The organism is Burkholderia sp. RF4-BP95 (assembly GCF_001521985.1).
GTDB lineage: Bacteria > Pseudomonadota > Gammaproteobacteria > Burkholderiales > Burkholderiaceae > Burkholderia > Burkholderia diffusa.
On the sequence record NZ_LOSX01000066.1, the window covers coordinates 251,326 to 277,439 of the forward strand.

Sequence of the window (26,114 nt, forward strand, 5' to 3'; positions counted from 1 at the left end):
ATCGTCACGCACCGCCCTGCGCGCCCTTCCCGCCATTACCGCGCGCCTGCAGCAGTTGCAGGCTTTCGTCGACACTCAGTTCGGACATCGCGTCGTCGCGCAGCGTCTCGTCGGCCGCGCGGCGCAGCGCATGCAGCGCGTGCTCCTTGAGCCGCACGATCGCGAACTGCAGCCCACGGGCCGCGCATTCGGCCGCGAACGTGCGCAACGACTCGATCGTCGTGCCGTCCACGTCCGGCGTTTCCTCGAGACTCAGCAGCACGGTACGCGTATCGGGCGCGGCCTTCATCAGCGCACGCACGCGATTGAGCATCCGGTCCGCGTTCGCGAAGAACAGCTGCGCCTCGGGCCGCACGATCAGCACGCCGGGTACCGGCGTCGCATCGGCATGATTCGCGACGTCGACGAAGTCGTGCCCGTCGCGCAACCGGCCGAGCACGCTCACGTTCGGCTCCGACAACTTGCGCAGCGTCAGCAGCAGGCTCACGCCGATGGCCGCGAGCAGGCCGTGCAGCACGCCGAGCACGAGCACCGCGAGCAGCGCGGCGATCACGACGAGCCGGTCGCGATGCCAGACCCAGTACGGCCGGAACACCGTCGGATGCAGCGAGTGGCTGACCGCAAAGATCACGATCGCCGCGAGCACGGGCTCCGGCGTGCGCGCAAGCTGCGGCAGCAGCAGCCACACGATCAGCGCGACCACGCCGGCCGCCCACAAGCCCGCGAAACGCGACCGCGCACCGGCCGCCTCGTTCGCGGACGTCGCCGAATAGCCGGCGCCGACCGGCATCCCGTGCAGCAGCCCGGACACGAGGTTCGCGCAGCCGAGCGCGACGAGGTCGCGGTTCGGCGACACGCTGTCGCCATGCTTCAGCGCGAAGTTGCGAATCGATCCGTACGACTCCGCATACAGGATCAGCATCAGCGCGAAAGCAAGTTCGACCGTCTGCATCCATGCATTGCGGTCGAGATGCGGCAGGCCGAATTCGATGTGCCGGAAATCGATGTGCCCGACGATCGCGATCCCGTAGTGCTGCCAGTCGACCATATACCCGGCCGCGATCGACAGCACGATCACGACCAGTGTCGCGGGCACGCGCGAGCGCCGGCCGAGCACGAACAGCAACGCGAGCGCGGTCGCGCCGAGCGCGACGCTCGCGAGGTTCGCATGCGGCGCGCCGGCGACGAGCTCGAGCGCGACATGCGGCGCGTCGCTGTGCTGCACGGAGATCGCGAGAATCTTCGGCAACTGCTTGATGACGATCGTCAGCGCCAGGCCGAACGTGAAACCGCGCAGCACCGGACGCGCGACGAAATCCGACATGCCGCCCAGTCGCGCGGCGCCCGCCAGGATGAACAGCACGCCGGTCATCGCGACGAGCGCGGCCGCCAGCGCGAGCTGCGCGGCAAGCGCCATCCCGGACTCGGCCAGCACGGTCGCGGCGAGCACGGCCGCCGACGACGACGTCGACGACACGATCGCAAAGCGGCTGCTGCCGGTCAGCGCATAGACGACGAGCCCCGACAGCAGCGCGATGAGACCGGCCTGCGGCGGCAGGTTGGCGAGACCCGCGTACGCGACCGCCTCGGGAATCAGCAGCCCGGCGATCGATACGCCGGCCAGCGCGTCGAGGCCGATGCGCCGCATGGGCGGCGACGTTGCCGCATCGAGTGCAGCGAAATGCTCGGGATGCTGCGGGCCGGCATCCGGACGGGGCGGGACGGTCGTCATGAAGTGGCAGGCACCGGGCGCGTATCAGGGCTTGACGGCAATGACGCCCGACCAGCCGGGCAGATAGCGCGCGTCCTGCTCGTGCGCACGGCGCAGCGAGAGGTCGAGCGCCTTCGAGAAGTTCTTGCGGATCTGGTCGAGCGTTACGTGCTGGCGCAGGTAGTCGGCCCACAGGAATTCGCTGAACGGCGTCGCATCCTTCGCGTAGCCGCCGGCCGTGCGCAGCTCGCCCGCAAGGCTCCGGTACGGATCGTCCTCGAGCCCCGTCAGCGCCTTCGGCAGATGTGCGTAGTCGCGACGCGAACCGTCCGCGCCGAACGGATGCACCCACTGGTTGTGTTCCATCATCCGCCAGAAGATCGTGTCGTCGAGCCAGGACAGATCCTTCAGCAGCATCGCGTTCACACGGGTCTCCCCTTCCTCGATCAGCGCGAGGCCGAGGTGGTGATGATCGGTGATGTAGTGCAGCCCGCCCGGGCCGAGGACGGCCGGAAACCAGTGCGACTCGATCGCGGCCTTGCGTGCGCGCTTGTCGAGCGTCTTCCAGTGCTTGCGCTTCGCTTTCACTTCGCGATAGCCGACCGTCATTTGCGTCGGACGCAGTGCGTCGAGCCGGACGGGAATGAGATGAACGTCGTTGCCGAGTGCCATGGTCGTACCCCATGTTACGAATTTCCGGCAACGATACTCCTGATCTGACGAGCCGTTAATACGTCACGGCCTCGATATGCCTGTGCTTGACCATCTCTGACAACCGGACGCAACACTATGCACGCAGGTCGTCGCGCTCGAGACGGTGGCGCACGTAAGGAATCCCGTCGTGAACGACGCTCACGCGGCGCATCCCGAGCTTGCGTGCGACGTTCAGCGAACCCGTGTTCGCCTCGGCGATATCGGCGATCACGCGCGGCAGCCGCACGGTGTCGAACGCATGACGCACGACGGCCGCGGCGGCCTCGCATGCGATGCCGCGCCCCCACGCCGCACGCACGAGCCGCCAGCCGATCTCGACGTCGCGCGCGCCGCCCGCATAGTCGGGAATCAGCAGGATCCATCCGATGAACGCATCGGGGGCGGCCTTCTCGAAGATCGACCAGTAGCCGAGGCCCGGCGGATACGCGCGCGTGATCCGGTGCGTGACGAAGCGGCGATGTTCGTCAGGGTCGTGCCACGGGCCCGCGATGTAGCGCGTGACCTCGGGATCGCGATCCATCTCGATGCTCGCGTCGAGATCGGCCAGCACGCGCGGGCGCAGCCACAACCGCCCGGTCTCCAGGACGGGCAACGCGGCAACGGATGGTTCGGTCATCGGGACTCCTGATTCGGTGGCGATGCGCGTCGCGCACATTACATGACTGATACAAAAAGCCTTCCGGAATGATACAGACGCCTGTCGCCCGTCTCGCGCATGCTCATTTCCATTTTCTCAACAATCCATTTCATAGGGATTATTCCCGATTCGAGGTTATCGCACCCCACGTCGCACGGAGCCGCGGCCTACACTCGATCCATGCCCCCGCACCGCGCGCAAGCCGGGCCGGCATCCGCCAGCGGATCGTGAGCGCGCAAGCCTACGAGGAGACCTCGGACATGAGCTGGACCCGCGAACAACGCAACGTCACGATCGCCGCCTACCTGGGCTGGACACTCGACGCGTTCGATTTCTTCCTGATGGTCTTCGTGCTGAAGGACATCGCCGCCGAATTCGCGTCGACGATCCCCGCGGTCGCGTTCGCGCTGACGCTCACGCTCGCGATGCGCCCGATCGGCGCGCTGATCTTCGGCCGGCTCGCCGACCGGTTCGGCCGCCGTCCGACGCTGATGGTCAACATCGCGTGCTATTCGCTGCTCGAACTCGCGTCGGGCTTCGCGCCGAGCCTCGCCGCGCTGCTGGCGCTGCGCGCGCTGTTCGGCATCGCGATGGGCGGCGAATGGGGCGTCGGCTCCGCGCTGACGATGGAAACCGTGCCGACCCACGCGCGCGGCTTCGTGTCGGGCTTGCTGCAGGCCGGCTATCCGAGCGGCTACCTGCTCGCGTCCGTCGTGTTCGGCCTGTTCTACCAGTACATCGGCTGGCGCGGCATGTTCATGGTCGGCGTGCTGCCCGCGCTGCTCGTGCTGTATGTGCGCACGCACGTGCCCGAATCGCCGGCCTGGAAGCAGATGGAAAAGCGTCCGCGGCCGAGTCTCGCGACCACGATCCGGCAGAACTGGAAACTCACGATCTACGCGATCGTGCTGATGACCGCGTTCAACTTCTTCTCGCACGGCACGCAGGACCTCTACCCCACCTTCCTGCGCGAACAGCATCACTTCGATCCGCATACCGTGTCGTGGATCACGATCGTGCTGAACATCGGCGCGATCGTCGGCGGCCTGTCGTTCGGCGCGATCTCGGAGAAGATCGGCCGCCGTCGCGCGATCTTCGTCGCCGCGCTGATCGCGCTGCCGGTGCTGCCGCTGTGGGCGTTCTCGAGCGGCCCGGTCGCGCTCGCCGCCGGCGCGTTCCTGATGCAGATCTCCGTACAGGGTGCGTGGGGCGTGATCCCCGTCCACCTGAACGAGATCTCGCCCGACGAGATTCGTGCGACGTTCCCCGGCGTCGTCTACCAGCTCGGCAACCTGCTCGCGTCCGGCAACGCGACGATGCAGGCGTCGCTCGCGGTTTCCCAGGGCGACAACTACGGTTTCGCGCTGGCGCTCGTGGCCGGCATCGTGGCCGTCGTGATCGCCGTGCTGATCCTGTTCAGCCGCGAACGGCGCGGCATCGACATGACGCAATCGGTCAATACGCGTAGCACCGTCGACTGAGCCCGTGCATTGCCGCATCGCACCATCGCGCGCGCCCCATCCCCGCCGAGGCCGCGCGACAGACTTTCCGCATTCGCACATCGAACTAGAGGAATTTGTCCAGATTCCGCGCTTGCCCGCGCCGCCCGCGTTTTTTTATCTTAATAAAAACGGCTGTTTGAATCAGATAATCAAATCACCTGTTCGCGGCCGGGCGACCGGCATTGGGAGGCGGGACATGGCAGTCAGTCAGGAGGGGCGACCGTCGGCGGGACGGCCGTCCGGGACGCGGTCATCCGGAAATCGGCAGACCGGCGGGACGAAGGCGCGCATTCTCGATGCGGCCGAGGACCTGTTCATCGAACATGGCTTCGAAGCGATGTCGATGCGGCAGATCACGTCGCGCGCGGCGGTGAACCTCGCCGCGGTCAACTACCACTTCGGCAGCAAGGAAGCGTTGATCCACGCGATGCTGTCGCGTCGGCTCGATCAGCTCAACCAGGAACGTCTCGGCATCCTCGACCGCTTCGATGCGCAGCTCGGTGCACACATCACCTGCGAGCACGTGCTCGGCGCGATGTTCATTCCCGCGCTGAAGGCGTCGCGCGACCCCGAGCGCGGCGGCCCCGCGTTCCTGCGGCTGATCGGCCGCGCGTATACCGACCCGTCGCCGTTCGTGCGCAACTTCCTGACCGCGCACTACGCGAGCGTCGCGGGCCGCTTCTTCGACGCATTCCAGCGCGCGCTGCCGCACCTGCCGCGCACGGAGCTCGGCTGGCGGCTGCACTTCGCGATCGGCGCGCTGTCCGGCGCGCTGGCCGGGGCCGAAACCGAAAGCCTCATCGACGAATTCTCGCAAGGCCGCACGATGAACGACGTGCAGATGATCGCGCGGTTGTCCTCGCTGATCGTCGCCGCGCTGAAGGCGCCGATGCCAGACAGCGCGCAGCTGTCGATCTTCGCGGCCGTGCTCGACGATGCGGGTGCGAGCGAGGCGTTCGGGCTGCCCGCGAGCGCGCCGGCCGCCGATCCGGCGACGGTGCATTCGGCGAGCTGATCGCACGAGGCCGCGCAGGCGGCGATTCACGATTTTGGCGGCCCGGGCCGGCGTTGACACGCTGGCCCGGGCCGAACGAATGTCATGCGGCGGGAGCCAAGTCTGGCTTGCGCTCGTCGACGAAAAAGCATGGGGCGAGAGTTAGCGCTGAAGCGTCAACTCTCGTCGACCGCAAAGCATGGGACGAGCGTAAGCGCTGAAGCGCTAACGCTCGTCGACCGCGAAGCATGGGACGAGCGTAAGCGCTGAAGCGCTAACGCTCGTCGACACCGGAGACACATCATGTCCTCATCCGCAGCAACCGCAGCGGCCCAACTCCCGCCGAACACCGACGGCATCTGGTACGCCTCGTATCCGCCCGGCGTGCCGCACGAAATCGACGTCACGCAATACGCATCACTCGTGCAATTCTTCGACGAATGCACGACGCGCTTCGCCGAGCGCGTCGCCTACGTGAGCGCAGGCGCATCGATGACCTATCGCACGCTCGCGCAAAAAGTCGATGCGTTCGCGTCGTATCTGCAAAGCACCGGCGTGAAGCCGGGCGACCGCGTCGCCATCATGCTGCCGAATACGTTCCAGTACCCGGTCGCGCTGTTCGGGACGCTGAAGGCCGGCGCGATCGTCGTCAACGTCAACCCGCTCTATACCGCGCGCGAACTCGCGCACCAACTGAAGGACAGCGGCGCGCAGACGATCGTCGTATTCGAGAACTTCGCGCGCACGCTGCAGGACGCGTTGCCGGAAACGCAGGTGAAGAACATCGTCGTCACCGCGCTCGGCGACCTGCTCGCCGACGGCTTCAATGCAAAAGGACGCCTGATCAATTTCGTGCTGAAGCACGTGAAGAAGCTCGTGCCGGCCTACAGCCTGCCGCAGGCGATCCGGCTGCGCGCCGCCCTCGCGCTCGGCGCACGCGGCAAACCGCAACCGGTGCAGACGACGCGCGACGATCTCGCGTTCCTGCAATACACGGGCGGCACGACCGGCGTCGCGAAAGGCGCGATGCTCACGCACGGCAACCTGATCGCGAACCTGCTGCAGGCCAAGGCGTGGATCGCCGACCAGGTCTCGGGCGACGTCGAGACCGTGCTGACGCCGCTGCCGCTTTATCACATCTATTCGCTGACGGTGAACGCGTTCATCTTCATGGGGCTCGGCGGGCGCAACATCCTGATCGCGAATCCGCGCGACATGAACATGGTGATGAAGATCATCCGCAACGAGACGTTCACCGGAATCACCGGGATCAACACGCTTTACAACGCGTTCCTCGACAACGAGGAATTCCGCAAGCGCGACTTCTCGAAGCTCAAGCTCGCGATGGCGGGCGGCATGGCGATGCAGCGCGCGGTCGCGGAGCGCTTTCAGGAGGTCACGGGGCGGCCGGTCGTCGAAGGCTACGGGCTCACCGAATGCTCGCCGATCGTCACGATGAATCCGGTGGATCTGACCGACATGGCCGCGTTCAGCGGCTCGATCGGCCTGCCCGCCCCGTCGACGCTCGTGCGCTTCCGGCGCGAGGACGGCACCTGGGCCGCCGTCGGCGAGCCGGGCGAGCTGTGCGTGCACGGCCCGCAGGTGATGCGCGGCTACTGGCAGCGGCCCGACGAGACCGCGAAGGTGATCGACGCCGACGGCTGGCTCGGCACCGGCGACATCGGCGTGATGGACGAGCGCGGCTTCATCCGCCTGATCGACCGCAAGAAGGACATGATCCTCGTCTCGGGCTTCAACGTGTATCCGAACGAGATCGAGGAAGTGCTGGTCATGCATCCGGGCATCAGCGAAGCCGCCGCGATCGGCATCCCGGACGAAGTCCAGGGCGAACGGATCAAGGTCTTCGTCGTGCGCCGCGACCCGACGCTGACGGTCGACGACGTGCTCGCGCATTGCCGCAAGAACCTGACCGGTTACAAGATGCCGAAGTTCGTCGAATTCCGCGACGCGCTGCCGCAGACGAACGTCGGCAAGATCCTGCGCCGCGCGCTGCGCGACGAGGAACTCGCCAAGCTCAAGGCCGCGAAGCAAGGCTGAACGATCCATCGCCCCGGGAGATGCTGTCGATGAACGAAGGAACGAAGCGCCGCACGCGGCACGCCGCCGCGGCCGTCGCGTGCATGCTGTCGCTCGCGCAAGCCGGCCTGCATGCGCAGGAAACCGCCGCCGCCGCGAGCGCGGCCCAGGAGGCCGCACTGCCGGCGGACCTGGCGAAGGTCACGCGCGAGCCGGTCGCGCAGCAGGCGCGCTGGCTGCGCACGGCCGCCCAGCGCGGCACGCTCGCACAACTTGACGACGCGACGCTCACGGCGCTGTTCAAGACACTCGATCCGCTCGCCGTCCCGCTCTATATCCGCAACGGTCCCAATGGCTATCCGTCGTACCAGTTCACGATGGTGCGCCAGGAGCGCATCAGCGGGAAATGGTCCGACACGCCCGACCGCATGCTCGTGAAGACGACCCGCGAACCGTTGCGGGTGTATGCGAAATGGCTGCCGGGCGGCGCGCATGCCGGACAGGAGACGATCTACGACACGACCCAGCGCAAGGACGAGATGTACGGCCATCTCGGCGGCCTGCTCGGCAAGATTCCGCTGTGGACGGCGCTCGATGGCGCACTCGCACGCGCGCAGTCGAATCACCAGGTGAAGGATCTCGGCACCGAGTTCATCACGAACCTGTACCTGACCGAAGGAAAGAAATACCAGGAAGCCGGCGTGCAGCGGCCGACGCAGGTGGAAGCGAAGACGATCGGCGGCGTGCGCGTCGTCGCGCTCACCTACGAGACGCCGACCGGCCGCCCGCAGTTCTACGCGAAGAAGGAAACCCTCGGGCTCGACCTGCACGCGCCGTACTTCAGGACCGTCGAATCGTATGACAACGACGGCAAGATTTTCGAACGGATCGTCATCGAGAAAATCGCGCCGGTGACGCTCGACGAATCCGCGTTCGACCCGAAGAATCCGGATTACGCGTTCTGAACGTCACCGGCGCCGCGCAGGTCACGCTCAATCGTCGTCATCGTCGTGATGCTTGCGCCAATGCTTGTAATAGTGCTTGCGCCATTTCCGGTAACCGTCGTCGTCCTCTTCGCCGTAGTAGCCGTATCCGTAACCCGGATAGGCGACCACCGCCGGCTGCGGCGCCACATAGACCGGTGCCGGCTCGACATAGACCGGCGCGACCGGCACGCCGATGCCCACCGATAGGTCGACGTGTCCCGCCATTGCACTGCCGGAAGCGAGCAACGCCACACTCCCGATCCACACCGCCAATCCCCTCTTGTTCATGTTCCCCTTCCCGGATCCGCCGGCCAGCCCGGCACGCGCGTCGAATGTAATCGCGCCGCGCGCCGCCAGGTGCTACGCCGTTGCGAGAGTCGTAACGCGACGTAACGAAACGGCATTAGCCATTCGACCGAATCGCGAAAATGCACGGGAACGTCTATAGTGGGTTACGGTTCGACACAATCGCGACTGCGCACTGGTGGAACGAACAGGGTAAAATCCCGCCAAACACTTGGTGGGCAACCACGCCACACACGCACAACATATTCTCTGACGCAGGCTCCTGCCGCACCTCAATGGCCAATCCCGCAGAATCCCATCCGCAAAACGACTTCATCAATTCGGCGCGCAAGGAACGTAAGCGTGTTGAAATCTATCTCGTCAACGGCATTCGTCTGACGGGGTGTATCGAGTCGTTCGACCAGTACCTGGTGATGCTGCGCACCCCCGTGGGTCTGCAAGGCATCTACAAGCGTGCGATTTCCACGATCCAGCTCGACACGGGCGGCTCGCGCCCGGGCGGCGGCGGCCCCCGCGGCCCGCGTACCGGCGGTCGGCCGGGCGGCCGCGAAGGCGGCGGCCACAGCCCGTACGGCTCGCACGGCGGCACCCGCGAATCGCGCGGCGACGGCGGCGGCTACGGTTCGCGCGAACCGCGTGAAGGTTACGGTTCCCGTGAACCGCGCGAAGGCTATGGCTCGCGCGAACCGCGCGAGGGTTATGGCGCGCCGCGCGAACCCCGCGAAGGCTACAGCGCCCCGCGCGAAAGCTACGGCGCACCGCGCGACGCCGGCGACGCATCGGGCAACACGTCGCCGTCCGACGCACGCGGCGGCAACGGGCCGGTGATCGTCACGCGCCGCCGGCGAATCGTGCCGGACGGCCAGTAAAACGAAAGGGCAAGCCAAGCGGCTTGCCCTTTTTTCTGGTGGGTCGGCGCGGCATGTCGCCGCACCGGCCGTGCCGTGACCGCTCAGTGCGCCGTCGTCGGCAAGCCTGCGTCGGCCTCGCGCTGCAGCGAACGCACCTGCTGCTGCAATGCGCGCAGTTGCGACTGAAGCTGCGCCTGTTGCGCCTGCAACGCCGCCGTTTCGGTGCGGACGCTCTTCTGGCGATCCGCGACCGCTGCCTGCTGCTCGCGTGCGATCGAGATGTCCGCCTGCAGACGCCGCGCCCGTTCCTGCGTGACTTCGATCTGCCGGTCCATCCGCGCCTTTTGCGATTCCAGCTTCGCCGCACGCAGTTCGTTGACGGCCAACCGTTCCGCCTGACGCGAGAAATCGCGATAGATCGTCTCGGCCCGCGTTTCGTCGTAAGTCTTGATCACCCGCCAGAACGCCTTCTGCTGGAACAGCGCGACGAAATAGGAACCGTCCTTCACGCTGAACAGCAGGCTCGCGCCGTAGCTGCCGTTATAGCTGGTGCGCATTTCCGTCAGCGAATGCGCCTGGATCTGGCGCTGCAGTTCGTCGACCGTGCTCTGCCCGGTCGTCTCGCCCGCCTGCGGCTGTACCGACGTCTGAACCTGCTGATCGATCACCGGAATCGTCGCCACCGGCGCCGACGCCTGCTGCACCGCCGGCGATGCGTTGCCGGCCAACCCCTGCGCGAACGCGCCCTGCATGCCTCCCATCATGGCGAGCAACACACACGCCCGCCCCAACCCCGTCATATGGCTCATGAATTTCGATTCCCCGCCCGTGTCGTTGTAATTCAGCGCGATTTTATCTCATTAATTATTCGCTTTCGCGAGTCTCGGGCTCTTCGTCGAATATCTGATACTTGCGCATCTTTTCCCACAGGACTTTCCGGCTGATGCCGAGCTGCTGCGCCGTATCCTGACGCCGCCAACCGTTTGCGTCGAGGGCGGCGATCACGCGGCTGCGCTCGTTCATGTCCCACTTGCTGCGGTCGACGAAGACCTCTGCCGCACTCTCCACCGGCACCGGCTGCGCCGAATTGCGTGCATGCGCGACCAGCCGCTGCAGTCGCGCGGCATCCCAGCCGCCCGTTTGCCGCACCGTCACCCCGACGCGCTCCGCAAGGTTGCGCAGTTCGCGCACGTTGCCGGGGAAATAGCTGTCCGCTACCGCGTCCGCGAGCCAGTAAGGCAGGTCGGACAATTGCGCGAGCCGCTCGTCGCCCACCACCTCCGCGACGAACGACTTGAACAGCGCGATCTTGTCGACCGCGCCCCGCTCTTCCAGCGACGGAATGCTCAGTTCGATCACCGCGAGCCGATAGTAAAGATCCGCGCGGAACAGGCCATCCTTCACGAGCTGCGGCAGCTTCTTGTTGCTGGCCGCGACGAGACGGAAATCGACCTTGATCGGCGTCGTCGCGCCGACCCGCAGCACGGCGCCGTCCTCCAGCACGCGCAGCAGCTTGACCTGCTGATACAAAGGCAGGTCGCCGACTTCGTCGAGGAACAACGTGCCGCCCGCCGCCTGCTCGAAATAGCCTTTATGCGCAACAACCGCGCCGGTGAACGAGCCTTTCGCGTGCCCGAAGAACAGCGATTCGAACAGGCCGTCCGGAATCGCGCCGCAGTTGACCGGCACGAATTCGCCGGTCCGGTAGCGCGAATGCTTTTCGTGGAGCAATTGCGCGATACGTTCCTTGCCGACGCCGGTTTCGCCGTGCAGCAGCACGTTGGTGTCGCAGTCGGCGAACGTATCGACCTCGTGCAGCAGCGCCTGCATCGACTCCGAGTGCGCGACGAGTTCGGACGGCTGCAGCGTATCGGCCGCGTGCGCGCGCAGCTGCGTGACGAGCTTGCCGATCATCCCGCGCAGTTCGGCGCAGGTGAAGTCGAGCGGCAGGATGTGCGAATAGTCGGGCGGATACTGCGACGCGTCGTGGTCGCGCGCCGCGCCGACCCAGACGACCGGCATGCCGATGTTGGCCTGCCAGTCGCGCAGGAATGCCGCGCCGGTTTCGATCATCGTCACGCTGATGATCGCGAGCGACGGCCGCAACGCGGCGCGCTCCGGCGAGATTTCCGCATTGTCGGCGCGGATCACTTCGACGTCGAAGCTCGCCATGCAGCGGGCAACGCGGTCGACGATGTCCGCCTTGCCTTCCCAGACGTACAGGTCGAGTTCTGCGATTGCGGAGGTGGTTCTCATGATTCAGGTGCGGCTACGGTTATTGACGAGTGATGCGGCACTGCGGGTCAGGCGCGGGGCATGGGCCGAAGCGCTGCCCGCGCTCCCGACGCAAGTGGACGCCGCGGTTTTCATTGCACGAGCATCGGATTGCCGCATTTGATCGAGTCCGGTGTATTTGTGACATAGGCGTTCCCCAGACTCAAGCCGAGCAAGCCGGTGACCGAAGTCAGCAGCGAATCGATCGGTTGCAGCAGGAGCGGAACGAGTGTGCTCGCCAGTGCGGTCAGAAGCGGCCCGGTGATGAGGCTCACCACCGGATTCAATATACCGGCCAGCAATCCTGCCAGACTGCCCTGTGGGGCAGACAGCGACAGCGTCAGACCACCGTTGGCGATACCCTGAACCGCGGGCGACAGGAACTGATCGGTTCCCACGGAAAGCATGTACGGCGGTGCCGGACTCGGCGACGCGGATGATCCAGGCCCAGGATAGGTGAACACCAGCGACGTCGGATTTTGATTGGCGACCGGAACCGTCAACTGGCCGGGCTGCAAATTGACGTTGACCGAGATGTCGTTCACGTTGAGGAGCCCGAGCGTGGCGACGCTGAGCAACGTTGTCAGCGCCGATGTCAAGCCGCCGAGGTTGAGCAGATTCAGCAGGCTCTGCAAGTTGACGGACACCAACGTGATCGGCGATGCGCCGCCGTTCGGAACATAACCGCTGGACGCATTGAGGTTGATCGGCGTATTCGCCGTCCCACCGATATAAACGGCGACCACGCCGGTCTGCACGTTCACCGTCGCGCTCTTCGTGCCGTTCGCGGAACAGGTGACGGAGGCGAGCCCGGCCTTCGCCGGCGCGACATACGCGGTAATCGGCAGTCGCACGGCGGCCAGCGGCGTCGCATTGCCTGACGGGCAGGTGCCCCCCGGATAGACCAGCGATCCGTTGGAGCACGTCGACAGCAGCGATATCGACGTATTCAGGAACACGTTCCCCTGCGCTGTCGACGTATTGGTCAAGCAATTCGACGTCCCGCAATTCGACGGTCCGGGCGGCCCGCTTGCGGTGGCCGGCGGCGTTCCGGCGAGTGATACGGAACCCGACACCGTCGCGTTCAGCAGCGGCGCGAGCGCGGTCGGCGTCTGGACCGTGATGCTCGGGATGGCAACGGCATTCGTGCCGTTCGCGACCTGTAGCGCGGTCGACAACAGTCCGAGCGCGTTGACACTGGCGTCGACTGCAGAGCTGCCGTTGGCCACCGCGGCTGAAACCAGCTGGTTAAGCGCGATCTGCGGCCCGCCGCAGACACTGCCGGAACAAAACGCGACGACGATCGCATTCAGCACGTTCAGGTTCGCGCCCACCAGGTTCTGTTGGGTCGCCGCCTGCACCACCGCGTTGGCCAGCTGACCAAGGGTCACGGAGCCGTTCAGTACGGCCGTGCTCGAGCCGACCGGCAAATTGGCGAGAATGCCCGCCAGCTTCAGGTTGACCTGCGCCAGCCCCTGGTAATCGACAGCGTTGAGGCTCAACGTTTTGGGCGAACCGGTCAGCGTCTGGAGCAATTGATTGGCCAGCCCGCCATTCAACGCGGCGAGCGACGTGGTCAGCGTAAAGGTATCGGTCGGCGTGCTCTTCGCCATGGCCGACGCACTGATCGACTTCACGCCGCGGAAAAAGCCCGTCACCGGTTCGGAAACGCTCACGCACACGGCGTTGGCCGACTGGCCGTTCGTTGATCCGGCCGGCCCTGCCGACAAGCCGCCGCATTGACCGTTGATCGGATCGCCCGCGGTCGGCGTAAACAGCGCGGCACCGCCGCTGGTTTGAGGCGCAGTCCACACGCCGCACGTTACGGAAATGGTGGCGTTTGCCGGTACGGAATTCGCCGAAGGGCTGGCGACCTGCTGGGCCGCCGTCTTCGCCGCCGAGCAGGTCGTATCCGCGCTGGCTTTCATGACCGACGAGAGCGCGGCCAGATCGGCAGCCGCCTGCATATGGCGTCGTTCGGAATAAAAGCGGCCGATGTCGATCCCGCTGAGTACGATGACGGCAACCGACAGCCAGATCGCCGCCATGATCGCGATGGAGCCGCGCTGACGCTGCCCCGCCGGCCCGTCAGTACCGTGTCGCCGCCCCACCCGTGATTGATCCGCGCGCATCGCCATTTCGCTTACTGCGCGCCCTGTCCGTTACCCGACATGCCACCTGACGAACCGAGCTGCGTGCTCATCGACTCAGGAATCTTGTTCTTGAACGAATCGAGATAACGCTGGTAGATCAACGACGCGACGTCGCCAAGCAACGGTTGCGTCGGCGCTGCCGCCCGATTTTCGCCCTGCATCGTGAGCCAGTCCCTGGTCGAGCGCCCCACGTCGGACGCCACCGGTGCCGCATCCTGCTGTGCGTATGCGGTGACGGTTCCCAGCGCCATGCAGGCAACCGCCGCCAGCATCGCAACGCGCCCCGCATGCATGTTCCGACGATCATTGTTGTTCATGTCGTTCCCCCGCCTGTTCGTTCTGTTCATTGTGCAAACCGTTGCAGCAGCGGCACGGTCTGGTCATAGCCGAGATTGTTTGCCATCGGTGTGATCGGCGCGGTCGCGGCGTGCCGCGACACCACCGGTGGCGTCGCGACCGCACGCTGCTGTGCACGCGCCGCGGCCGTAATCTTTGCGGCATCGCCAAGAATGTCCTTGCGGATATCCGCCGGTAGACGCTGCTGATTCATCAGTCGCTGCGCATCCTGCGTGCGCCCGGACGCGAGCAGATACAGTGCGAGGTTGCTGACGATCTTCGGATTGCGTTGATCCAGTTCCGCTGCCTTCATCAACGGCACCCGCGCGCCCACCACATCGCCGTTACGCAATTTCGCATAAGCGAGATCGGACAGCAGCGACGCGTCGGTCGGCGCAAGCTCCGACGCCTGCGTCAGTGCCTGTACAGCCAGACCGAAATCGCCGGCCGCACCGGCGATCAACCCCAGCCCGCGGTAACCACGCGAGGCCAGCGGCGTCTTCAGCAACTGCGTATACGCAGCCGCGCCGGCAGCCGGCTGGTCGGTCATCCGCAGCGCGTCCGCGCGCAGCAGAATCGTGTCCGGCGACACGCCGTAGGCCTTGTCGTAAGCGTCGATGTGCGCGAGCGACGCGTAATAGAGGCCCTGCGCCTGCATCCGCTGGATCAGACCGAGATACATCGCAGGCGTATCCGGCACCGCCTGCTTCTGGTCGGCCGCCTGAATCAGCGCCGCGCGTTCTGCCTGCGCGTTCACGCCGTACCCGCCCTCCTTGGTCGCACATGCGCCGAGCAGCGCTACCACCGCCACCACGCCAGCGTGCCTCGCCATTCCGCCGATCCGCTTCATCGTATTTCCTTCCGTCCGTCAATGATGATGCGCCGTCAGCGCACGCATCACGGCCAACAACCCCGGTCCGGCCGTCACGATCAGCAGTGCGGGCAGCAATGTCACCACCATCACACCGGTCATCTTTACGGTCAGCCGACCGATCCGGTCGCGCAGCATCGCGCGACGCGTTTCCCGAAGCCGGTCGCCGAACTGCTTGAGCGGCTCCTGAACCGCGCCGCCGTGCTTGTCGACCTGCACCATCAGCCGCGCGATCGCGCGCAAGTCCTCGTTGTCGAATCCGCTCGACAACCGTTGCATCGACTGCTCGCGCGTGCGGCCCGCTGCGAATTGACGCTGCGCGATTCCGACCTCCGACGACAGCACCGGCATCATCCCGCGGAAATCGTTCGTCACGACCTGCAGGCTTTGATCCAGTGACAATCCGACGCCCTGCAACAAGCGCAGCATGTCGACGAGCAACGGCAGCTCGTCGATGACACTCTGGCGCCGCGCGGCGGCACGACGCTGCAGGTAGAGCTTCGGCAACATGAAGCCGAACCCGAATGCGGCGAACATGCCGATCATCCAGAATCCTCTCGTCGTTCGTCCGCTCGCGAATATCGCGAACAGCAACGGCAACGCGATCCCGCATGCAATTCGCGCGATCAGGAACAGCCCGCGCGTACGCGCGTCGACGTAACCGCATTGCTCGAGCAGACGACGGTCCTCTTCCGCGACGATGTGCTTGCCGAACCCGGTATCGAGCCAGCGCATCCCTGTTGCCGAGAATCGCGCAAGCATGCGCTCGATGCGCTCGCGCCCGCGCGTATCCGGTTTCGCGGATGGAACCTCGTCCGCCGCGGTCCGCGCCTTGGCTGCCTCCAGCGCCGCCATGCGCTGATCGAGCGCATCGGCCAGCGCACGTTCTGCACGCGACGCGGCACTCGCACGCAACAACGCGATCATTCCAAACAACAGCACGCCCAGCGCGCCAAGTGCCAGTGCGACCGATCCGATCTGAGTTGCTGTCATCGCATCACCTGAGTCGAGCCATTCGATACAGCCATACGCTGCCCGCAACCTGTGCCAGGAACGCGAACATGAGGAGCATTTGCCCGCTCGGATCGTTCCACATCCCTTCCAGGTATTTCGGGTTGGTCATCACGACAAAGCTGCCGATCCCGATCGGCAACATCACGAGCACGAATGCCGACAGCCGCGTTTCCGCCGACATCGCCGTCAGCTCGCGCTCCGCTTGCTCGAGGTCGCGCATGAAGACGGCCATCCGCTCCAGCATGACGTCCGCGCGACCGCCGTACTTGACCGACAACCGCAGTACCGAGCCGAGCAATTCGAACTCCTCGGTCCGGTAGATCTTGGCGATGTGAAGCATCGCGCGATCGATCTCGACACCCGAGCGCAGCATCCGGGACACGTGATCGAGACACCCCCGCAGCGGCTCCTCCGTCGTCAGCAGCGCTGCCTGGAATGCGGCCGGCACGCTGTTGCCGAGCGTCACCAGTCGCACGATCCCGTCGAGAAACGACGGGATCTGCCGGACGATTTTCAGTCGCCGCTTCTGGATTCGCGACGTGAGCCAGACGCCGAAGATCGCGCCGCCGCACGCAAGCGCCGCGAAACACGCAAGCACGCCGCCGCGGCTGCCCGCGATTGCCGCCACCGCGGCGAGAGCGGCCAGCGCGACGATCGCCTTGCCGCGTGCGCCTTCGATCCCCGCACGGTTCACGAGGTTGGTCAGATACTCCGTTGCGAGCGCATACCAGTGCGCCCAGAACGCACGAGACGCGGCATTGTGCGCGCCACCGGACGACGGCACGGCCCGCGACGCGGCGGATGCCGCCGATCGTGCAGCCGGTGCCGCCACGCGCACGCCGGGTTCGAGCCGACTGTCGATGAAGCGCTTCGCATCGGTGCGCACGCGCCGGGTTTCCGCATGTCGCCACAGCATCAGTGCCGATGCCACGCACAGCATCGCGACCGCGAGCACCCAGATCATCGCGCTATACATTGAAGCCCCCGCCGCGGCCGAACCCGCCGCCGCCAAAGCCGCCACCGAAACCGCCCCCGCCCATCGCGCCGTTCGTCAGCGTCTGGCGGAAGCGCGCGAGCTTCGGCGAATGCGGATGAATGCCGAGCGATTCCCAGTGATCGACTTCCTCGCCTTCCGGCGTCACGCGCGCTTCGTAGCGATACAGCTCCTGCGTCGCGATGATGTTGTCGGACAGCCCGGTCACCTCGGTAATCGACAGAATCCGGCGGCGTCCATTCGACAGCCGGCCGATCTGCACGATGAAATCGATCGCGTTCGCGATCTGGCGACGCAAGCTCGACTCGGTCCCCTGGAAGCCGGCGAACCCGGCGAGCATCTCGAGACGGTACAGGCACTCGCGCGGCGAGCTCGCGTGCACGGTGCCCATCGAGCCGTCGTGGCCCGTGTTCATCGCCTGCAGCATTTCGAGCACTTCACCGCCGCGCACTTCGCCGACGATGATCCGGTCCGGACGCATCCGCAACGTGTTGCGCAGCAGGTCGCGAATCGTCACGACACCGCTGCCGTCGAATCCGCCGGGGCGGCTTTCGAGCCGCACGACGTGCGGGTGGTTCAGCGACAGCTCCGCCGTATCCTCGATCGTCACGACGCGCTCGGCCTCCGGAATGTGGAATGCGAGCGCGTTGAGCAGCGACGTCTTGCCCGAACTCGTGCCGCCCGACACGAGCACGTTGCAGCGTGCCTCGACCGCCGCCTCGAGCAGCGCGCCGATCTCGTCGTTGTACGTGCCGTTGCCGAGCAGGTCCGAGGGCTTGAGCGGATCCTTGCGGAATTTGCGGATCGACACGATCGGGCCGTCGATCGACAGCGGCTCGATCACGACGTTCACGCGGCCGCCATCGGGCAGTCGCGCGTCGACCATCGGGTTCGATTCGTCGAGACGACGCCCGATCGGCGCGAGGATCCGACGCACGATCCGCAGCAAGTGCGCGTTATCGGTGAAACGCACCGGCAGCTTCGCGAGAATCCCGTGCCGCGACACGTACACGTCGTTGTAGCCGTTGATCAGGATGTCCTCGACCGCCGGATCCGCGAGCAGGTCCTCGATCGGCCCGAAGCCGGCGAGTTCCTTCGTCAGCGCCTCGGCGATCGCCCGCACCTCGTTCTCGTTGAGCGGAATGCGGCGCAGGCGGACGAAGCTGTCGATCTCGAGATCGACGAACTGATTGATCGCCTGGCGCGACCATCGGCCGAACTCGGCGCCCAGTTCCTCGATACGCGTCAGCAGATGCTCGTGCGCCGCATTCTTGATGTCGTGGAATTGCTGCGTCTGGGAGAACGGCGCTGCGCCGTCGGCGAATTGAATGTCGTGTGCCATCGGTTATGACCGCTTGGACGAGGGTTGAATGAAGCGTTTGAGCGCCGACAGGCCGGGCGCCGCGCGCGACGCGCCCGCCACGCCCGATACGCCGGGCAGCCGCGTGGCGAGGGATTCGAGTGCGCGCACATACGGATCGCGCTCCGCCGCGTCGATGATGAGCCGCCCCTGGTTTGCCGCATGGCCGATCGCGACGCGACGTGCCGGCAAGGTGCCGACCAGCGACAACCCGAGACGCTCGGCGATCTGTCCGGGCATCAGATCCAGCGCGGAATCGTACTGGTTGACCACGAGCTTGACGCGATCGGTATCGACGCCCGCATCGCGCAGCCCGGTGAGCAGGTCGGCGGCCGAAACGATCGACGCGACGCCCTGATCGCAGACAAGCCACGCCTCGTCGGCCGATGCCGCGATCTGCGTGACGAACTCCCGATTCGAGAACCCGCCGAGATCGACGACCTGCTGGTCGAAGAACGCACGGAAGCGGTTCAGCAACCCGATGCACGACGCATAGGACACGTCGCGCAATCCGCCGAGGTCCGGCGGCAGCGTCGTCAGTGCGACGCCGCTCTGGTGTCGCGTGAGCGCGGTGTTCACGAACGTGCGATCGATGCGGCGCAGATTCTGCACGGCGTCGATAAAGTGGAATTCGCAGCGCGTGTTCAGGAACAGCGCGCCGTCGCCGGCCGGCAATCCCAGGTCGATCAGCGCGGTCTGGCGACCGGCCGGCACGCCGCCGTCCGCGCCGCCCGTCGCGCCCGGGCCGAGCGCCCGCTTCTGCAGCCAGACCGCGAGATTCGCGGCAAGCGTGCTGACGCCCATGCCCGCACGCGCGCCGAGCAACGCGACGACCTTGCCGTGGCGGCTCGTCGGCTCGCCGACGTGGGACAGCAAGCCACGCGTCGTTCGCAGCGCGTCCTCGGCCGATGCCGACACGTCGATGAAGTCGCGCACGCCCGCGCGCAGTGCGGCGAGCGTGCTCTCCGGCTGGGTGAGCGAGCCGAGCGCGACGATCGGCAACCCCGGATGCGCCGCACGTACCGTGGCCGCGGCGACGCTCGCCGCTTCGCTGCGTTCGGAGAAGTCGATGAACACGAGGGCCGGATTGAGCCCGGTGATGCGCTGTGCCAACACACCCGGTTCCAGCGACGCGGCCTCGACCGCACCGGCCGAAACCAGCGTATCGGCCAACCAGCGCACATGCGCTTCCTTTGTCGACGCACAAACGAAGTAGTCGGTCACGGCGGGTTCACACAATGATTGGGTTCGTGCATTCATGTCGAACACCCCCGATTACGCATGGCGTAGCGATGTGCCGCGACGCGCAATGCTTCAGATTCATTTCGAAAACCCCGGTGCCGCATCCGGCGACGCCGCACCGCCCAGATAGGATCGCCACACCGGCCCGTCACGCTGCTCCGACAACTCGCCGGGCGTCGCAGGCAGTACCGCCCCCTTCGCAATCGGTGCGACGAGATGCGGTGTCACGATGATCAGCAATTCCTTGTCGTTCTGCTGGTAGTTCAGGTTCTTGAAGAACGTGCCGATGATCGGCAGGTCGCCGAGCAGCGGCACCTTGCTCACGTTCGACAATGTCTGGCGATCGATCAGGCCGCCGATCACGAAGCTCTCGCCGTCACCGAGTTCGACCGTCGTATCGGCACGACGCGTCGTGATCCCCGGCACGGCGACGCCGCTGATCGTCACGCTGTTCACGAAATCGAGCTGGCTCGATTCCGGTGCGACCTTCAGCGCGATCCGGCTCGGGCTCAACACCGTCGGGGTCAGCGACAGCCCGACGCCGTATTGCTTCCACTGGATCGCGGTCGAGCCGAGTCCCTGCGGCGCCGGCACCGGAATCTCGCCGCCCGCGAGGAAGCTGGCGCTCTGACCGGACAGCGCGACGAGCGTCGGCTCCGCGAGCACGCGCGCCATGTTGTTCGCTTCGAGCAGCGACAGGTCGGCGAAGATGCCTCGTCCTGCTGCGTTCACAACCAGGTTGAACGCTGACGCGACCGGCGCGCCAAGCGTCGGAATGTATGAGCCCGTGCCCGGGCCCGCTGCGCCGTTATACGATTGCACGCCGCCCGGTGCGAACGAACCGAACGAAAAGCCGTTGCTCTGCTTGAAGAAATTGAAGCCGATCTGCTTGAGCACCGAACGGCTGAATTCCACCACCCGCACATCGACCTGCACGACGTTCTTGCCGGCCAGCGTCGAGCGATCGATCACCGTGCCTTTGGGGCTCATGTTTTTGGCGACCGCCGCGGCCCGTTCGTGAGCATCGAGCGATGCCGACGTTCCCCGCAGCACCGACGTCCCGCCGTACGCCTTCACCTGCGGCGTAGAACCGTCGAGTACCGCTTGCGCCGCCGCGTCGACGACTTCCACGCTCCACACCGTCGGCTCGTCGCGACCGCGCTCCCACAACATCACGTTCGTCGCACCTGGCGCTTTCGCGGTCAGCAGCACCGAACCGGAACGACTGCCCTTCATGATCAGCACATCGGCGATTGCCGGTTCGCCGACGGCGACCCGCTGCAGCGCGTGGCCGGCGGAAATCTGCCGCTGCGCGCCGACGGCGAGCTCGATCGTGCCGCTCGCGCTTGCAATGGAGGCGAATGTCAGGGTCCAGAGCGCAATCGCGAATGCAATCAGTGTGTTTTTCATTGTTTGTTGGACCGTCGCACGGCCTTTACTTGTCTTCGCCGATATCGATTGCCATCGATGTTGTTCAATACGCGACCGTTTCCGACCGGCCGCCGCGGATCACCTCGATGCTGCCCCCGCCCCCGTTGCCGCTGCCGCCGGCTCGCATCGCAGGCGGCAGGCGCGACGGCAGCGGCGGCACGTTCACGTTGGCCACAGCGGTCCTCGACGTGCCGGACAGCTGTTGCAGCGATACGCCGGCGGCGGCAAGCGCCGACGGCGACAGCTTGTTGTCCGTGCGCACCGCCACCGTCTGCGTCGCGAGCTCGTCGTCGCGCGGGTTGCGCAGCGCGAGCGTCAGCCGGCCGCTCGCCTCGCCGAGTGTCAACGCATCGACCTGCGCGGTCGGCACCGCGAGTACCGCGATGCGCGTGTTGCTCGGCTGGCCATTGCTGCCGTTCGTGTTGTTGCCGCTGTCGCGATCCGGCGTCGCGTCGCCGAACGACAGCACGCGAACCTTCGACATCAGGAGCCGTGCCTGCGTCTGCGAGACTTCACCGTCGAACATCGCGCCACCTCCTTCCCGCTTCAGGTTCAGGAACACGTCGACGAAATTGCCGGGCCGAAGGCGGTTGCCGACCGCATTGGTCTCGTCGACGCGAACCGCGATTGCGCGCTCGCCCGGCTCGACGTCCTCGGCAAGGCCCGACACCAGTGCGCCCGAGACGACGGGCGCCGATGCCGGAATGTCGCGTGCCGGTACGCGACCGACCAGTGTGGCCGGATCGGAAAACGCCCCTGCCGGCGCTGGTGCGGTCGGCTGAATCTTCAACGCGTCCGCGGCGATCGGCTGACCGACAGACAGCGTGCGCGTCGCGACCACGACCGGCACCGGAGTCGCGGCCGCTGCCGGTTGCGCCGGGACAGGACTAGACGAACTGCGCCCGAGCATCCATGCATAGATTCCGAGCAGAACGGCGATCGCGATCAGCAGCCCCGCGATGATCTTCGTTACGTTATTGGCCATGTTGTCGAATGGATACCGGATAAGGTCCGTGCAAATCTTTTTGTCTGACAATTAACACGACAAAAAACCGCCTCGTCGCGATGCGCAACTCATTGAAGCAACGACTGCGAAATCTGGACGACTGCCGTGCTTGTCAGCGGCTGGGTCAGAATGGTGCCCACGAAGGGCATGGTCGTTACCCAAGCTTGCGGCGAATAGCTCACCGTTACCGACAGGCAATACAGCGACGCGTCGTATTTGCATGCAGGCGCCTTCACCACGACATTCGGCGCGCTGATATTCAGCCAGCCGACGACGTCTTTCGCGGTGGCCTGCGCCTTCGCGGTTCGAGTCGTCAAATCCGGGGCGTAATTCAAGGCCGCGCGCGCGCCTTCGCTGGCGGCGAACGTCAAACTTTGCTGAATCACGAAAACCATTCCGAAACAAATGATCCCGTAGCAGATCACGAAGAAAAGCGGAAATATGATTGCGAATTCGACTGCGGTCGCTCCGCGCTGCCGCCCGTATCCGCACCGCTTTCTCTGCCGTTTCATCGCACGCCCCCACCCGCGACGAGGCAGACGAGCCATACAGCCGCAGGGATTGCAAGGCACGCGCCATAAGGTGTCGCGCGATACCGACCGATCGTCGACGCCGGTGCGCCACGCCGCCACAACGTACCGAGCGACGTGCGAGACAACAACAGCACGGCAAGCGCGTGAATCCCCGCCGCAAGGCTTGCGGCGATCCAGAGCCACATCAGGCCATGAACGCCGCACCACGCGCCGAGGACGGCAAACACCTTCACGTCGGCCGCGCCCATCACCCCCAGGAAAAAGAACGGGAGAAGGCCCACCAGACCGACGAACGTGCCGAACAGCGCCTGGACGCGTCCGATGCCGAACGGATTAGCACCGTAAAAGGCGCTTGCAAATGCGGCGACCAACCCGCCGACAACGAGCAAATTCGGAATACGCCGGGAATGAATATCACTGGCCGTGACGAGCACTGCCCAGGCCAGGAACGCCCCGATAGAAAATAGATATGCCATCGCGCCAGACCGGTCGCGGATATAAGTTGAGCGGCTCGCCGCAGCAAGCCGCCCGATATCACGCCGAAAGACAATGATTGGGACTGCTTAACCCAATTTGCACGCCGCGGCCGTGCCCGAACTACCGACCGTGCTGACGCACGTGCCGATGGTCGAGAACATCGAATTGAGATTGGTGCCGAGCGACGATACACCGGCGATGATGGCGACAGCGACCAGCCCCGCAATCAGACCATACTCGATCGCGGTAACCCCGTCTTCTTCCTTAAGGAAGCGCTTGATGAGTGCTTTCATTTTTTAATTCCTCGTGCCTGTGTGTACGTTCTTTGGCCTTTTATACGTTGTGCGTCCCCGTATATCTGGCCCTTGCCTCGCGCCGTTCGTTACACATGTGAAACGACAGCCGAGTGCGCTTTCTTTATATGTCACCCCGAGGGGTGCGTATCACAATTTGATGCAAGTTAACATTCGCGATAGTGACCCTCCTCGAACGTCGTGTACCGAACTGTACATTTCCTTACACCTGCTCCGGATTCTATATCCGTTCCTATTTAACTTCCAACCTCTTTTAAGACCGGGCCGAACAAACTTTCCGGGAGCACAACGTATTTGTACGGTGTTTCGGTACGATTTACACATAGGATTTACGATAGGTTAGATGTGCACACCTAATCCACCAGTAAAACAATCAGACCGCCCGCCAGCCCTGCCCGCCCCTCACGTTACGCCGCACGCGTAACGCCAATGTTGTGACGTTACGTTACGAAACGGCCGAAACCGTTCTCATTTGACTGCCCTTAAACAGATTCAACAATCTTTCAATTTGCCTAAATCCCTTTTCCGACAAGGAATTGCCTCGTTTAAAACCAATCATCGAACTGTCGGCCATCGAAATGGCACGACAGTTGCAGAGTAATCCGCGCATCACTCAACACAACATCAACTTCAATGCGAGGACGAAATGGACATTCAGGTTATCCCTCATGGCACGCTCCGGACGACTATGATCGCGGCCACCGTGGCAGCCATGCTTTCCCTCTCCGCGTGCGGCGGCTCCGGCTCCATCAGCAAGGGGCTCAGCGGCGGCTCCAGCTCGGGCGGTGGCGATTCGGTCTCCACGTCGGGCGGCGGCACCTCGGGCGGCACGTCCGGTTCGACGAGCGGCAGCACGTCGGGTAGCACCAGCGGCTCGACCAGCGGCAGCACGAGCGGCTCGACGAGCGGCTCGACGAGCGGTTCGACGAGCGGTTCGACGAGCGGCAGCACCAGCGGCACCACGAGTGGAACGAGCAGCGGCACGAGCGGCACCTCCGGTGTGTCGTCGAACGCAGTGGGAACCGTCCTCGCAAGCAGCAGCAATCTCGTCACGAATCTCGGCGGCACCGTATCCGGCCTCGGCTCCGTGATCGCCGGCCAGTCGCTGCCCGGCGTCAACCCGGGCACGACGCAAGCGGCAGGCGGCATTGTGCAGAACGTCGGCGGCGCGGTGACGGCGCTCGGCAATGGCCTCGGCAACGGCCTCGGCCAACTCGGCGCGACGAAGGACCCGATCGGCGTCACGGTCGCCAGCACCGGCGGCGTGGCGAACCAGCTCGGCGGCGCCGTCACGCAAACCGGCAACCTGGTCACGAGCCTCGGCACCGGCCCGCTGTCGCCGCTCGCGCCCGTCACCGGCGCCGTCGGCGGCCTCGTGACGCAGGTCGGCAACGCCGTGTCGAACGGCGGCACCACGCTGTCCAACGTATTGTCGACCGGCCCGATCCAGCAGGTCACGCAGACGGTCAGCTCGGCGATCACGCCGATCACGACGATGGTCGGTCAGACGACGCAGACGATCGGGACGGCCACCGGCCTCGGCGCCCCGCTCAACATGCTGCTCGGCACGATCGGCAACGGCCTGAACCAGGGCGGTGCGCTGATCGCGTCGACGGGCGGCAACCCCGTCACGACCGGCCTCGGCAACACCGTCTCGTCGACCGGCAATACCGTGAAGACCGTCGGCGGCCTGTTCACGGGCGGCACCAGCGGCGCAACCAACCCGCTCGCGCCGCTCACGGGCCTCCTCACGACGGTCACCGGCACGCTCGGCGGTGCAGCGGGCGGCACCAGCGGCGGTCCGCTTGCCCCGGTTACGGGCCTCGTCTCGACCGTCACCGGCGCGCTCGGCGGCGCGACGGGCGGCACCAGCGGCGGTCCGCTCGCCCCGGTTACGGGCCTCGTCTCGACCGTCACCGGCGCGCTCGGCGGCGCGACGGCTGGTACGAGCGGCGGTCCGCTCGCGCCGGTCACCGGCCTTCTCTCCACCGTCACCGGCGCACTCGGCGGTGCCGCGGGCGGCACCAGCGGCGGCCCGCTCGCGCCGGTTACCGGCCTCGTCTCCACCGTCACGGGCGCACTCGGCGGCGTGGCCGGCGGCAGCAGCGGTCCGCTCGCGCCGGTCACGGGCCTGGTCTCCACGGTCACCGGCGCGCTCGGCAGCGCAACGGGCGGCGCAGGCGCGGGCAACCCGCTCGCCCCCGTGACGGGCGCCGTGTCGTCCGTCACCAGCACGGTCGGCGTTCCGGCACTGAGCGGCAGCACGGGCGGTGTCACGAACTCGGGCTCGGGCTCGAACCTGCTCGCGCCTGTCACGTCGCTGATCGGCGGCCTGCTCGGCGGCACGCACGGCAAGTAATCGAACATCCAT

The 26,114-nt window shown here is 65.6% G+C and carries 24 protein-coding genes; 6 read left to right on the top strand and 18 right to left on the bottom strand.

The annotated features are described in order from the left end of the window. Positions 1-4: 4 nt before the first annotated feature. The 3 genes from WS46_RS22330 to WS46_RS22340 form a co-directional block, all read right to left on the bottom strand. Positions 5-1,732, bottom strand: a complete 1,728-nt coding sequence (locus WS46_RS22330) for a SulP family inorganic anion transporter (protein WP_059691791.1) — start codon at positions 1,730-1,732, stop codon at positions 5-7. Positions 1,733-1,756: 24 nt separating this feature from the next. Next, positions 1,757-2,383: a ParB-like protein gene (locus WS46_RS22335; protein WP_059691792.1), complete on the bottom strand. Its 627-nt coding sequence runs from the start codon at positions 2,381-2,383 to the stop codon at positions 1,757-1,759. A 115-nt stretch (positions 2,384-2,498) separates the two neighbouring features. Further along, on the bottom strand, positions 2,499-3,041 hold the full coding sequence (locus WS46_RS22340) for a GNAT family N-acetyltransferase (RefSeq protein ID WP_059691793.1): 543 nt from the start codon (positions 3,039-3,041) through the stop codon (positions 2,499-2,501). A 281-nt stretch (positions 3,042-3,322) separates the two neighbouring features. Here WS46_RS22340 and WS46_RS22345 point away from each other — a divergent pair, with 281 nt between their 5' ends. The 4 genes from WS46_RS22345 (at position 3,323) to WS46_RS22360 (ending at position 8,560) form a co-directional block, all read left to right on the top strand. Next, entirely contained in the window at positions 3,323-4,543 is a 1,221-nt protein-coding gene (locus WS46_RS22345) for an MFS transporter (protein WP_059691794.1), read from the top strand. 217 nt (positions 4,544-4,760) lie between these two features. Beyond that, complete coding sequence (locus WS46_RS22350; RefSeq protein ID WP_059691795.1) at positions 4,761-5,579, top strand: TetR/AcrR family transcriptional regulator; 819 nt, start codon at positions 4,761-4,763, stop codon at positions 5,577-5,579. Positions 5,580-5,861: 282 nt separating this feature from the next. Continuing rightward, on the top strand, positions 5,862-7,616 hold the full coding sequence (locus tag WS46_RS22355) for an AMP-binding protein (RefSeq protein WP_059691796.1): 1,755 nt from the start codon (positions 5,862-5,864) through the stop codon (positions 7,614-7,616). Positions 7,617-7,645: 29 nt separating this feature from the next. After that, positions 7,646-8,560 (top strand): DUF1571 domain-containing protein, encoded by a 915-nt coding sequence (locus WS46_RS22360; RefSeq protein WP_059691838.1) that lies wholly within the window; start codon positions 7,646-7,648, stop codon positions 8,558-8,560. A gap of 27 nt (positions 8,561-8,587) precedes the next feature. On the opposite strand, the gene WS46_RS22365 is transcribed toward WS46_RS22360, so the two are convergent. Further along, positions 8,588-8,869 carry a PXPV repeat protein gene (locus WS46_RS22365; RefSeq protein ID WP_059533118.1) on the bottom strand — a complete coding sequence of 94 codons (282 nt, stop codon included), beginning with the start codon at positions 8,867-8,869 and terminating at the stop codon, positions 8,588-8,590. A gap of 293 nt (positions 8,870-9,162) precedes the next feature. On the opposite strand from WS46_RS22365, the gene hfq reads away from it, so the two are divergent. Then, positions 9,163-9,756 carry an RNA chaperone Hfq gene (gene hfq, locus WS46_RS22370; protein ID WP_059691797.1) on the top strand — a complete coding sequence of 198 codons (594 nt, stop codon included), beginning with the start codon at positions 9,163-9,165 and terminating at the stop codon, positions 9,754-9,756. 83 nt (positions 9,757-9,839) lie between these two features. Here hfq and WS46_RS22375 read toward each other — a convergent pair whose 3' ends face one another. The 14 genes from WS46_RS22375 to WS46_RS22440 form a co-directional block, all read right to left on the bottom strand. After that, positions 9,840-10,547: a DUF2968 domain-containing protein gene (locus WS46_RS22375; protein ID WP_059691798.1), complete on the bottom strand. Its 708-nt coding sequence runs from the start codon at positions 10,545-10,547 to the stop codon at positions 9,840-9,842. A gap of 55 nt (positions 10,548-10,602) precedes the next feature. Next, the gene (locus tag WS46_RS22380) at positions 10,603-11,994 is read right to left on the bottom strand and encodes a sigma 54-interacting transcriptional regulator (protein ID WP_059532978.1); all 1,392 of its coding nucleotides are present in this window, start codon (positions 11,992-11,994) and stop codon (positions 10,603-10,605) included. A gap of 110 nt (positions 11,995-12,104) precedes the next feature. Further along, positions 12,105-14,150 carry a pilus assembly protein TadG-related protein gene (locus tag WS46_RS22385; protein ID WP_257130037.1) on the bottom strand — a complete coding sequence of 682 codons (2,046 nt, stop codon included), beginning with the start codon at positions 14,148-14,150 and terminating at the stop codon, positions 12,105-12,107. Between the two features lie 5 nt (positions 14,151-14,155). Continuing rightward, positions 14,156-14,482 carry a DUF3613 domain-containing protein gene (locus WS46_RS22390; protein WP_059691800.1) on the bottom strand — a complete coding sequence of 109 codons (327 nt, stop codon included), beginning with the start codon at positions 14,480-14,482 and terminating at the stop codon, positions 14,156-14,158. Between the two features lie 26 nt (positions 14,483-14,508). Then, entirely contained in the window at positions 14,509-15,351 is an 843-nt protein-coding gene (locus WS46_RS22395) for a pilus assembly protein (protein ID WP_059691801.1), read from the bottom strand. A gap of 18 nt (positions 15,352-15,369) precedes the next feature. After that, on the bottom strand, positions 15,370-16,365 hold the full coding sequence (locus WS46_RS22400; RefSeq protein ID WP_059532990.1) for a type II secretion system F family protein: 996 nt from the start codon (positions 16,363-16,365) through the stop codon (positions 15,370-15,372). 4 nt (positions 16,366-16,369) lie between these two features. Beyond that, complete coding sequence (locus WS46_RS22405; RefSeq protein WP_059691802.1) at positions 16,370-17,362, bottom strand: type II secretion system F family protein; 993 nt, start codon at positions 17,360-17,362, stop codon at positions 16,370-16,372. After that, positions 17,355-18,722 (bottom strand): CpaF family protein, encoded by a 1,368-nt coding sequence (locus WS46_RS22410; RefSeq protein WP_059532996.1) that lies wholly within the window; start codon positions 18,720-18,722, stop codon positions 17,355-17,357. The genes WS46_RS22405 and WS46_RS22410 overlap by 8 nt, the downstream gene beginning before the upstream one ends. A gap of 3 nt (positions 18,723-18,725) precedes the next feature. Beyond that, a complete protein-coding gene (locus tag WS46_RS22415) occupies positions 18,726-20,000 on the bottom strand; it encodes a fimbrial protein (protein ID WP_059691839.1) in 1,275 nt (424 codons plus the stop codon). Between the two features lie 60 nt (positions 20,001-20,060). After that, positions 20,061-21,392 (bottom strand): type II and III secretion system protein family protein, encoded by a 1,332-nt coding sequence (locus WS46_RS22420; protein ID WP_059691803.1) that lies wholly within the window; start codon positions 21,390-21,392, stop codon positions 20,061-20,063. 64 nt (positions 21,393-21,456) lie between these two features. Further along, the gene (gene cpaB / locus WS46_RS22425) at positions 21,457-22,398 is read right to left on the bottom strand and encodes a Flp pilus assembly protein CpaB (RefSeq protein WP_059691804.1); all 942 of its coding nucleotides are present in this window, start codon (positions 22,396-22,398) and stop codon (positions 21,457-21,459) included. 89 nt (positions 22,399-22,487) lie between these two features. Then, complete coding sequence (locus tag WS46_RS22430; RefSeq protein WP_059533005.1) at positions 22,488-22,931, bottom strand: TadE/TadG family type IV pilus assembly protein; 444 nt, start codon at positions 22,929-22,931, stop codon at positions 22,488-22,490. After that, positions 22,928-23,428 (bottom strand): prepilin peptidase, encoded by a 501-nt coding sequence (locus tag WS46_RS22435; RefSeq protein WP_059691805.1) that lies wholly within the window; start codon positions 23,426-23,428, stop codon positions 22,928-22,930. The genes WS46_RS22430 and WS46_RS22435 overlap by 4 nt, the downstream gene beginning before the upstream one ends. 87 nt (positions 23,429-23,515) lie before the next feature. After that, on the bottom strand, positions 23,516-23,722 hold the full coding sequence (locus tag WS46_RS22440; RefSeq protein ID WP_059533012.1) for a Flp family type IVb pilin: 207 nt from the start codon (positions 23,720-23,722) through the stop codon (positions 23,516-23,518). Between the two features lie 667 nt (positions 23,723-24,389). On the opposite strand from WS46_RS22440, the gene WS46_RS22445 reads away from it, so the two are divergent. Continuing rightward, positions 24,390-26,102: a collagen-like triple helix repeat-containing protein gene (locus tag WS46_RS22445; RefSeq protein WP_059691806.1), complete on the top strand. Its 1,713-nt coding sequence runs from the start codon at positions 24,390-24,392 to the stop codon at positions 26,100-26,102. The last annotated feature ends 12 nt before the right edge of the window (positions 26,103-26,114 follow it).

What these genes read in the sequence shown, in the direction of transcription:
- WS46_RS22330 (WP_059691791.1), bottom strand. Translation starts at nt 1,732, where the DNA reads ATGACGACCGTCCCGCCCCGTCCGGATGCCGGCCCGCAGCATCCCGAG.
- WS46_RS22335 (WP_059691792.1), bottom strand. Translation starts at nt 2,383, where the DNA reads ATGGCACTCGGCAACGACGTTCATCTCATTCCCGTCCGGCTCGACGCA.
- WS46_RS22340 (WP_059691793.1), bottom strand. Translation starts at nt 3,041, where the DNA reads ATGACCGAACCATCCGTTGCCGCGTTGCCCGTCCTGGAGACCGGGCGG.
- WS46_RS22345 (WP_059691794.1), top strand. Translation starts at nt 3,323, where the DNA reads ATGAGCTGGACCCGCGAACAACGCAACGTCACGATCGCCGCCTACCTG.
- WS46_RS22350 (WP_059691795.1), top strand. Translation starts at nt 4,761, where the DNA reads ATGGCAGTCAGTCAGGAGGGGCGACCGTCGGCGGGACGGCCGTCCGGG.
- WS46_RS22355 (WP_059691796.1), top strand. Translation starts at nt 5,862, where the DNA reads ATGTCCTCATCCGCAGCAACCGCAGCGGCCCAACTCCCGCCGAACACC.
- WS46_RS22360 (WP_059691838.1), top strand. Translation starts at nt 7,646, where the DNA reads ATGAACGAAGGAACGAAGCGCCGCACGCGGCACGCCGCCGCGGCCGTC.
- WS46_RS22365 (WP_059533118.1), bottom strand. Translation starts at nt 8,869, where the DNA reads ATGAACAAGAGGGGATTGGCGGTGTGGATCGGGAGTGTGGCGTTGCTC.
- hfq (WP_059691797.1), top strand. Translation starts at nt 9,163, where the DNA reads ATGGCCAATCCCGCAGAATCCCATCCGCAAAACGACTTCATCAATTCG.
- WS46_RS22375 (WP_059691798.1), bottom strand. Translation starts at nt 10,547, where the DNA reads ATGAGCCATATGACGGGGTTGGGGCGGGCGTGTGTGTTGCTCGCCATG.
- WS46_RS22380 (WP_059532978.1), bottom strand. Translation starts at nt 11,994, where the DNA reads ATGAGAACCACCTCCGCAATCGCAGAACTCGACCTGTACGTCTGGGAA.
- WS46_RS22385 (WP_257130037.1), bottom strand. Translation starts at nt 14,150, where the DNA reads ATGGCGATGCGCGCGGATCAATCACGGGTGGGGCGGCGACACGGTACT.
- WS46_RS22390 (WP_059691800.1), bottom strand. Translation starts at nt 14,482, where the DNA reads ATGAACAACAATGATCGTCGGAACATGCATGCGGGGCGCGTTGCGATG.
- WS46_RS22395 (WP_059691801.1), bottom strand. Translation starts at nt 15,351, where the DNA reads ATGAAGCGGATCGGCGGAATGGCGAGGCACGCTGGCGTGGTGGCGGTG.
- WS46_RS22400 (WP_059532990.1), bottom strand. Translation starts at nt 16,365, where the DNA reads ATGACAGCAACTCAGATCGGATCGGTCGCACTGGCACTTGGCGCGCTG.
- WS46_RS22405 (WP_059691802.1), bottom strand. Translation starts at nt 17,362, where the DNA reads ATGTATAGCGCGATGATCTGGGTGCTCGCGGTCGCGATGCTGTGCGTG.
- WS46_RS22410 (WP_059532996.1), bottom strand. Translation starts at nt 18,722, where the DNA reads ATGGCACACGACATTCAATTCGCCGACGGCGCAGCGCCGTTCTCCCAG.
- WS46_RS22415 (WP_059691839.1), bottom strand. Translation starts at nt 20,000, where the DNA reads ATGAATGCACGAACCCAATCATTGTGTGAACCCGCCGTGACCGACTAC.
- WS46_RS22420 (WP_059691803.1), bottom strand. Translation starts at nt 21,392, where the DNA reads ATGAAAAACACACTGATTGCATTCGCGATTGCGCTCTGGACCCTGACA.
- cpaB (WP_059691804.1), bottom strand. Translation starts at nt 22,398, where the DNA reads ATGGCCAATAACGTAACGAAGATCATCGCGGGGCTGCTGATCGCGATC.
- WS46_RS22430 (WP_059533005.1), bottom strand. Translation starts at nt 22,931, where the DNA reads ATGAAACGGCAGAGAAAGCGGTGCGGATACGGGCGGCAGCGCGGAGCG.
- WS46_RS22435 (WP_059691805.1), bottom strand. Translation starts at nt 23,428, where the DNA reads ATGGCATATCTATTTTCTATCGGGGCGTTCCTGGCCTGGGCAGTGCTC.
- WS46_RS22440 (WP_059533012.1), bottom strand. Translation starts at nt 23,722, where the DNA reads ATGAAAGCACTCATCAAGCGCTTCCTTAAGGAAGAAGACGGGGTTACC.
- WS46_RS22445 (WP_059691806.1), top strand. Translation starts at nt 24,390, where the DNA reads ATGGACATTCAGGTTATCCCTCATGGCACGCTCCGGACGACTATGATC.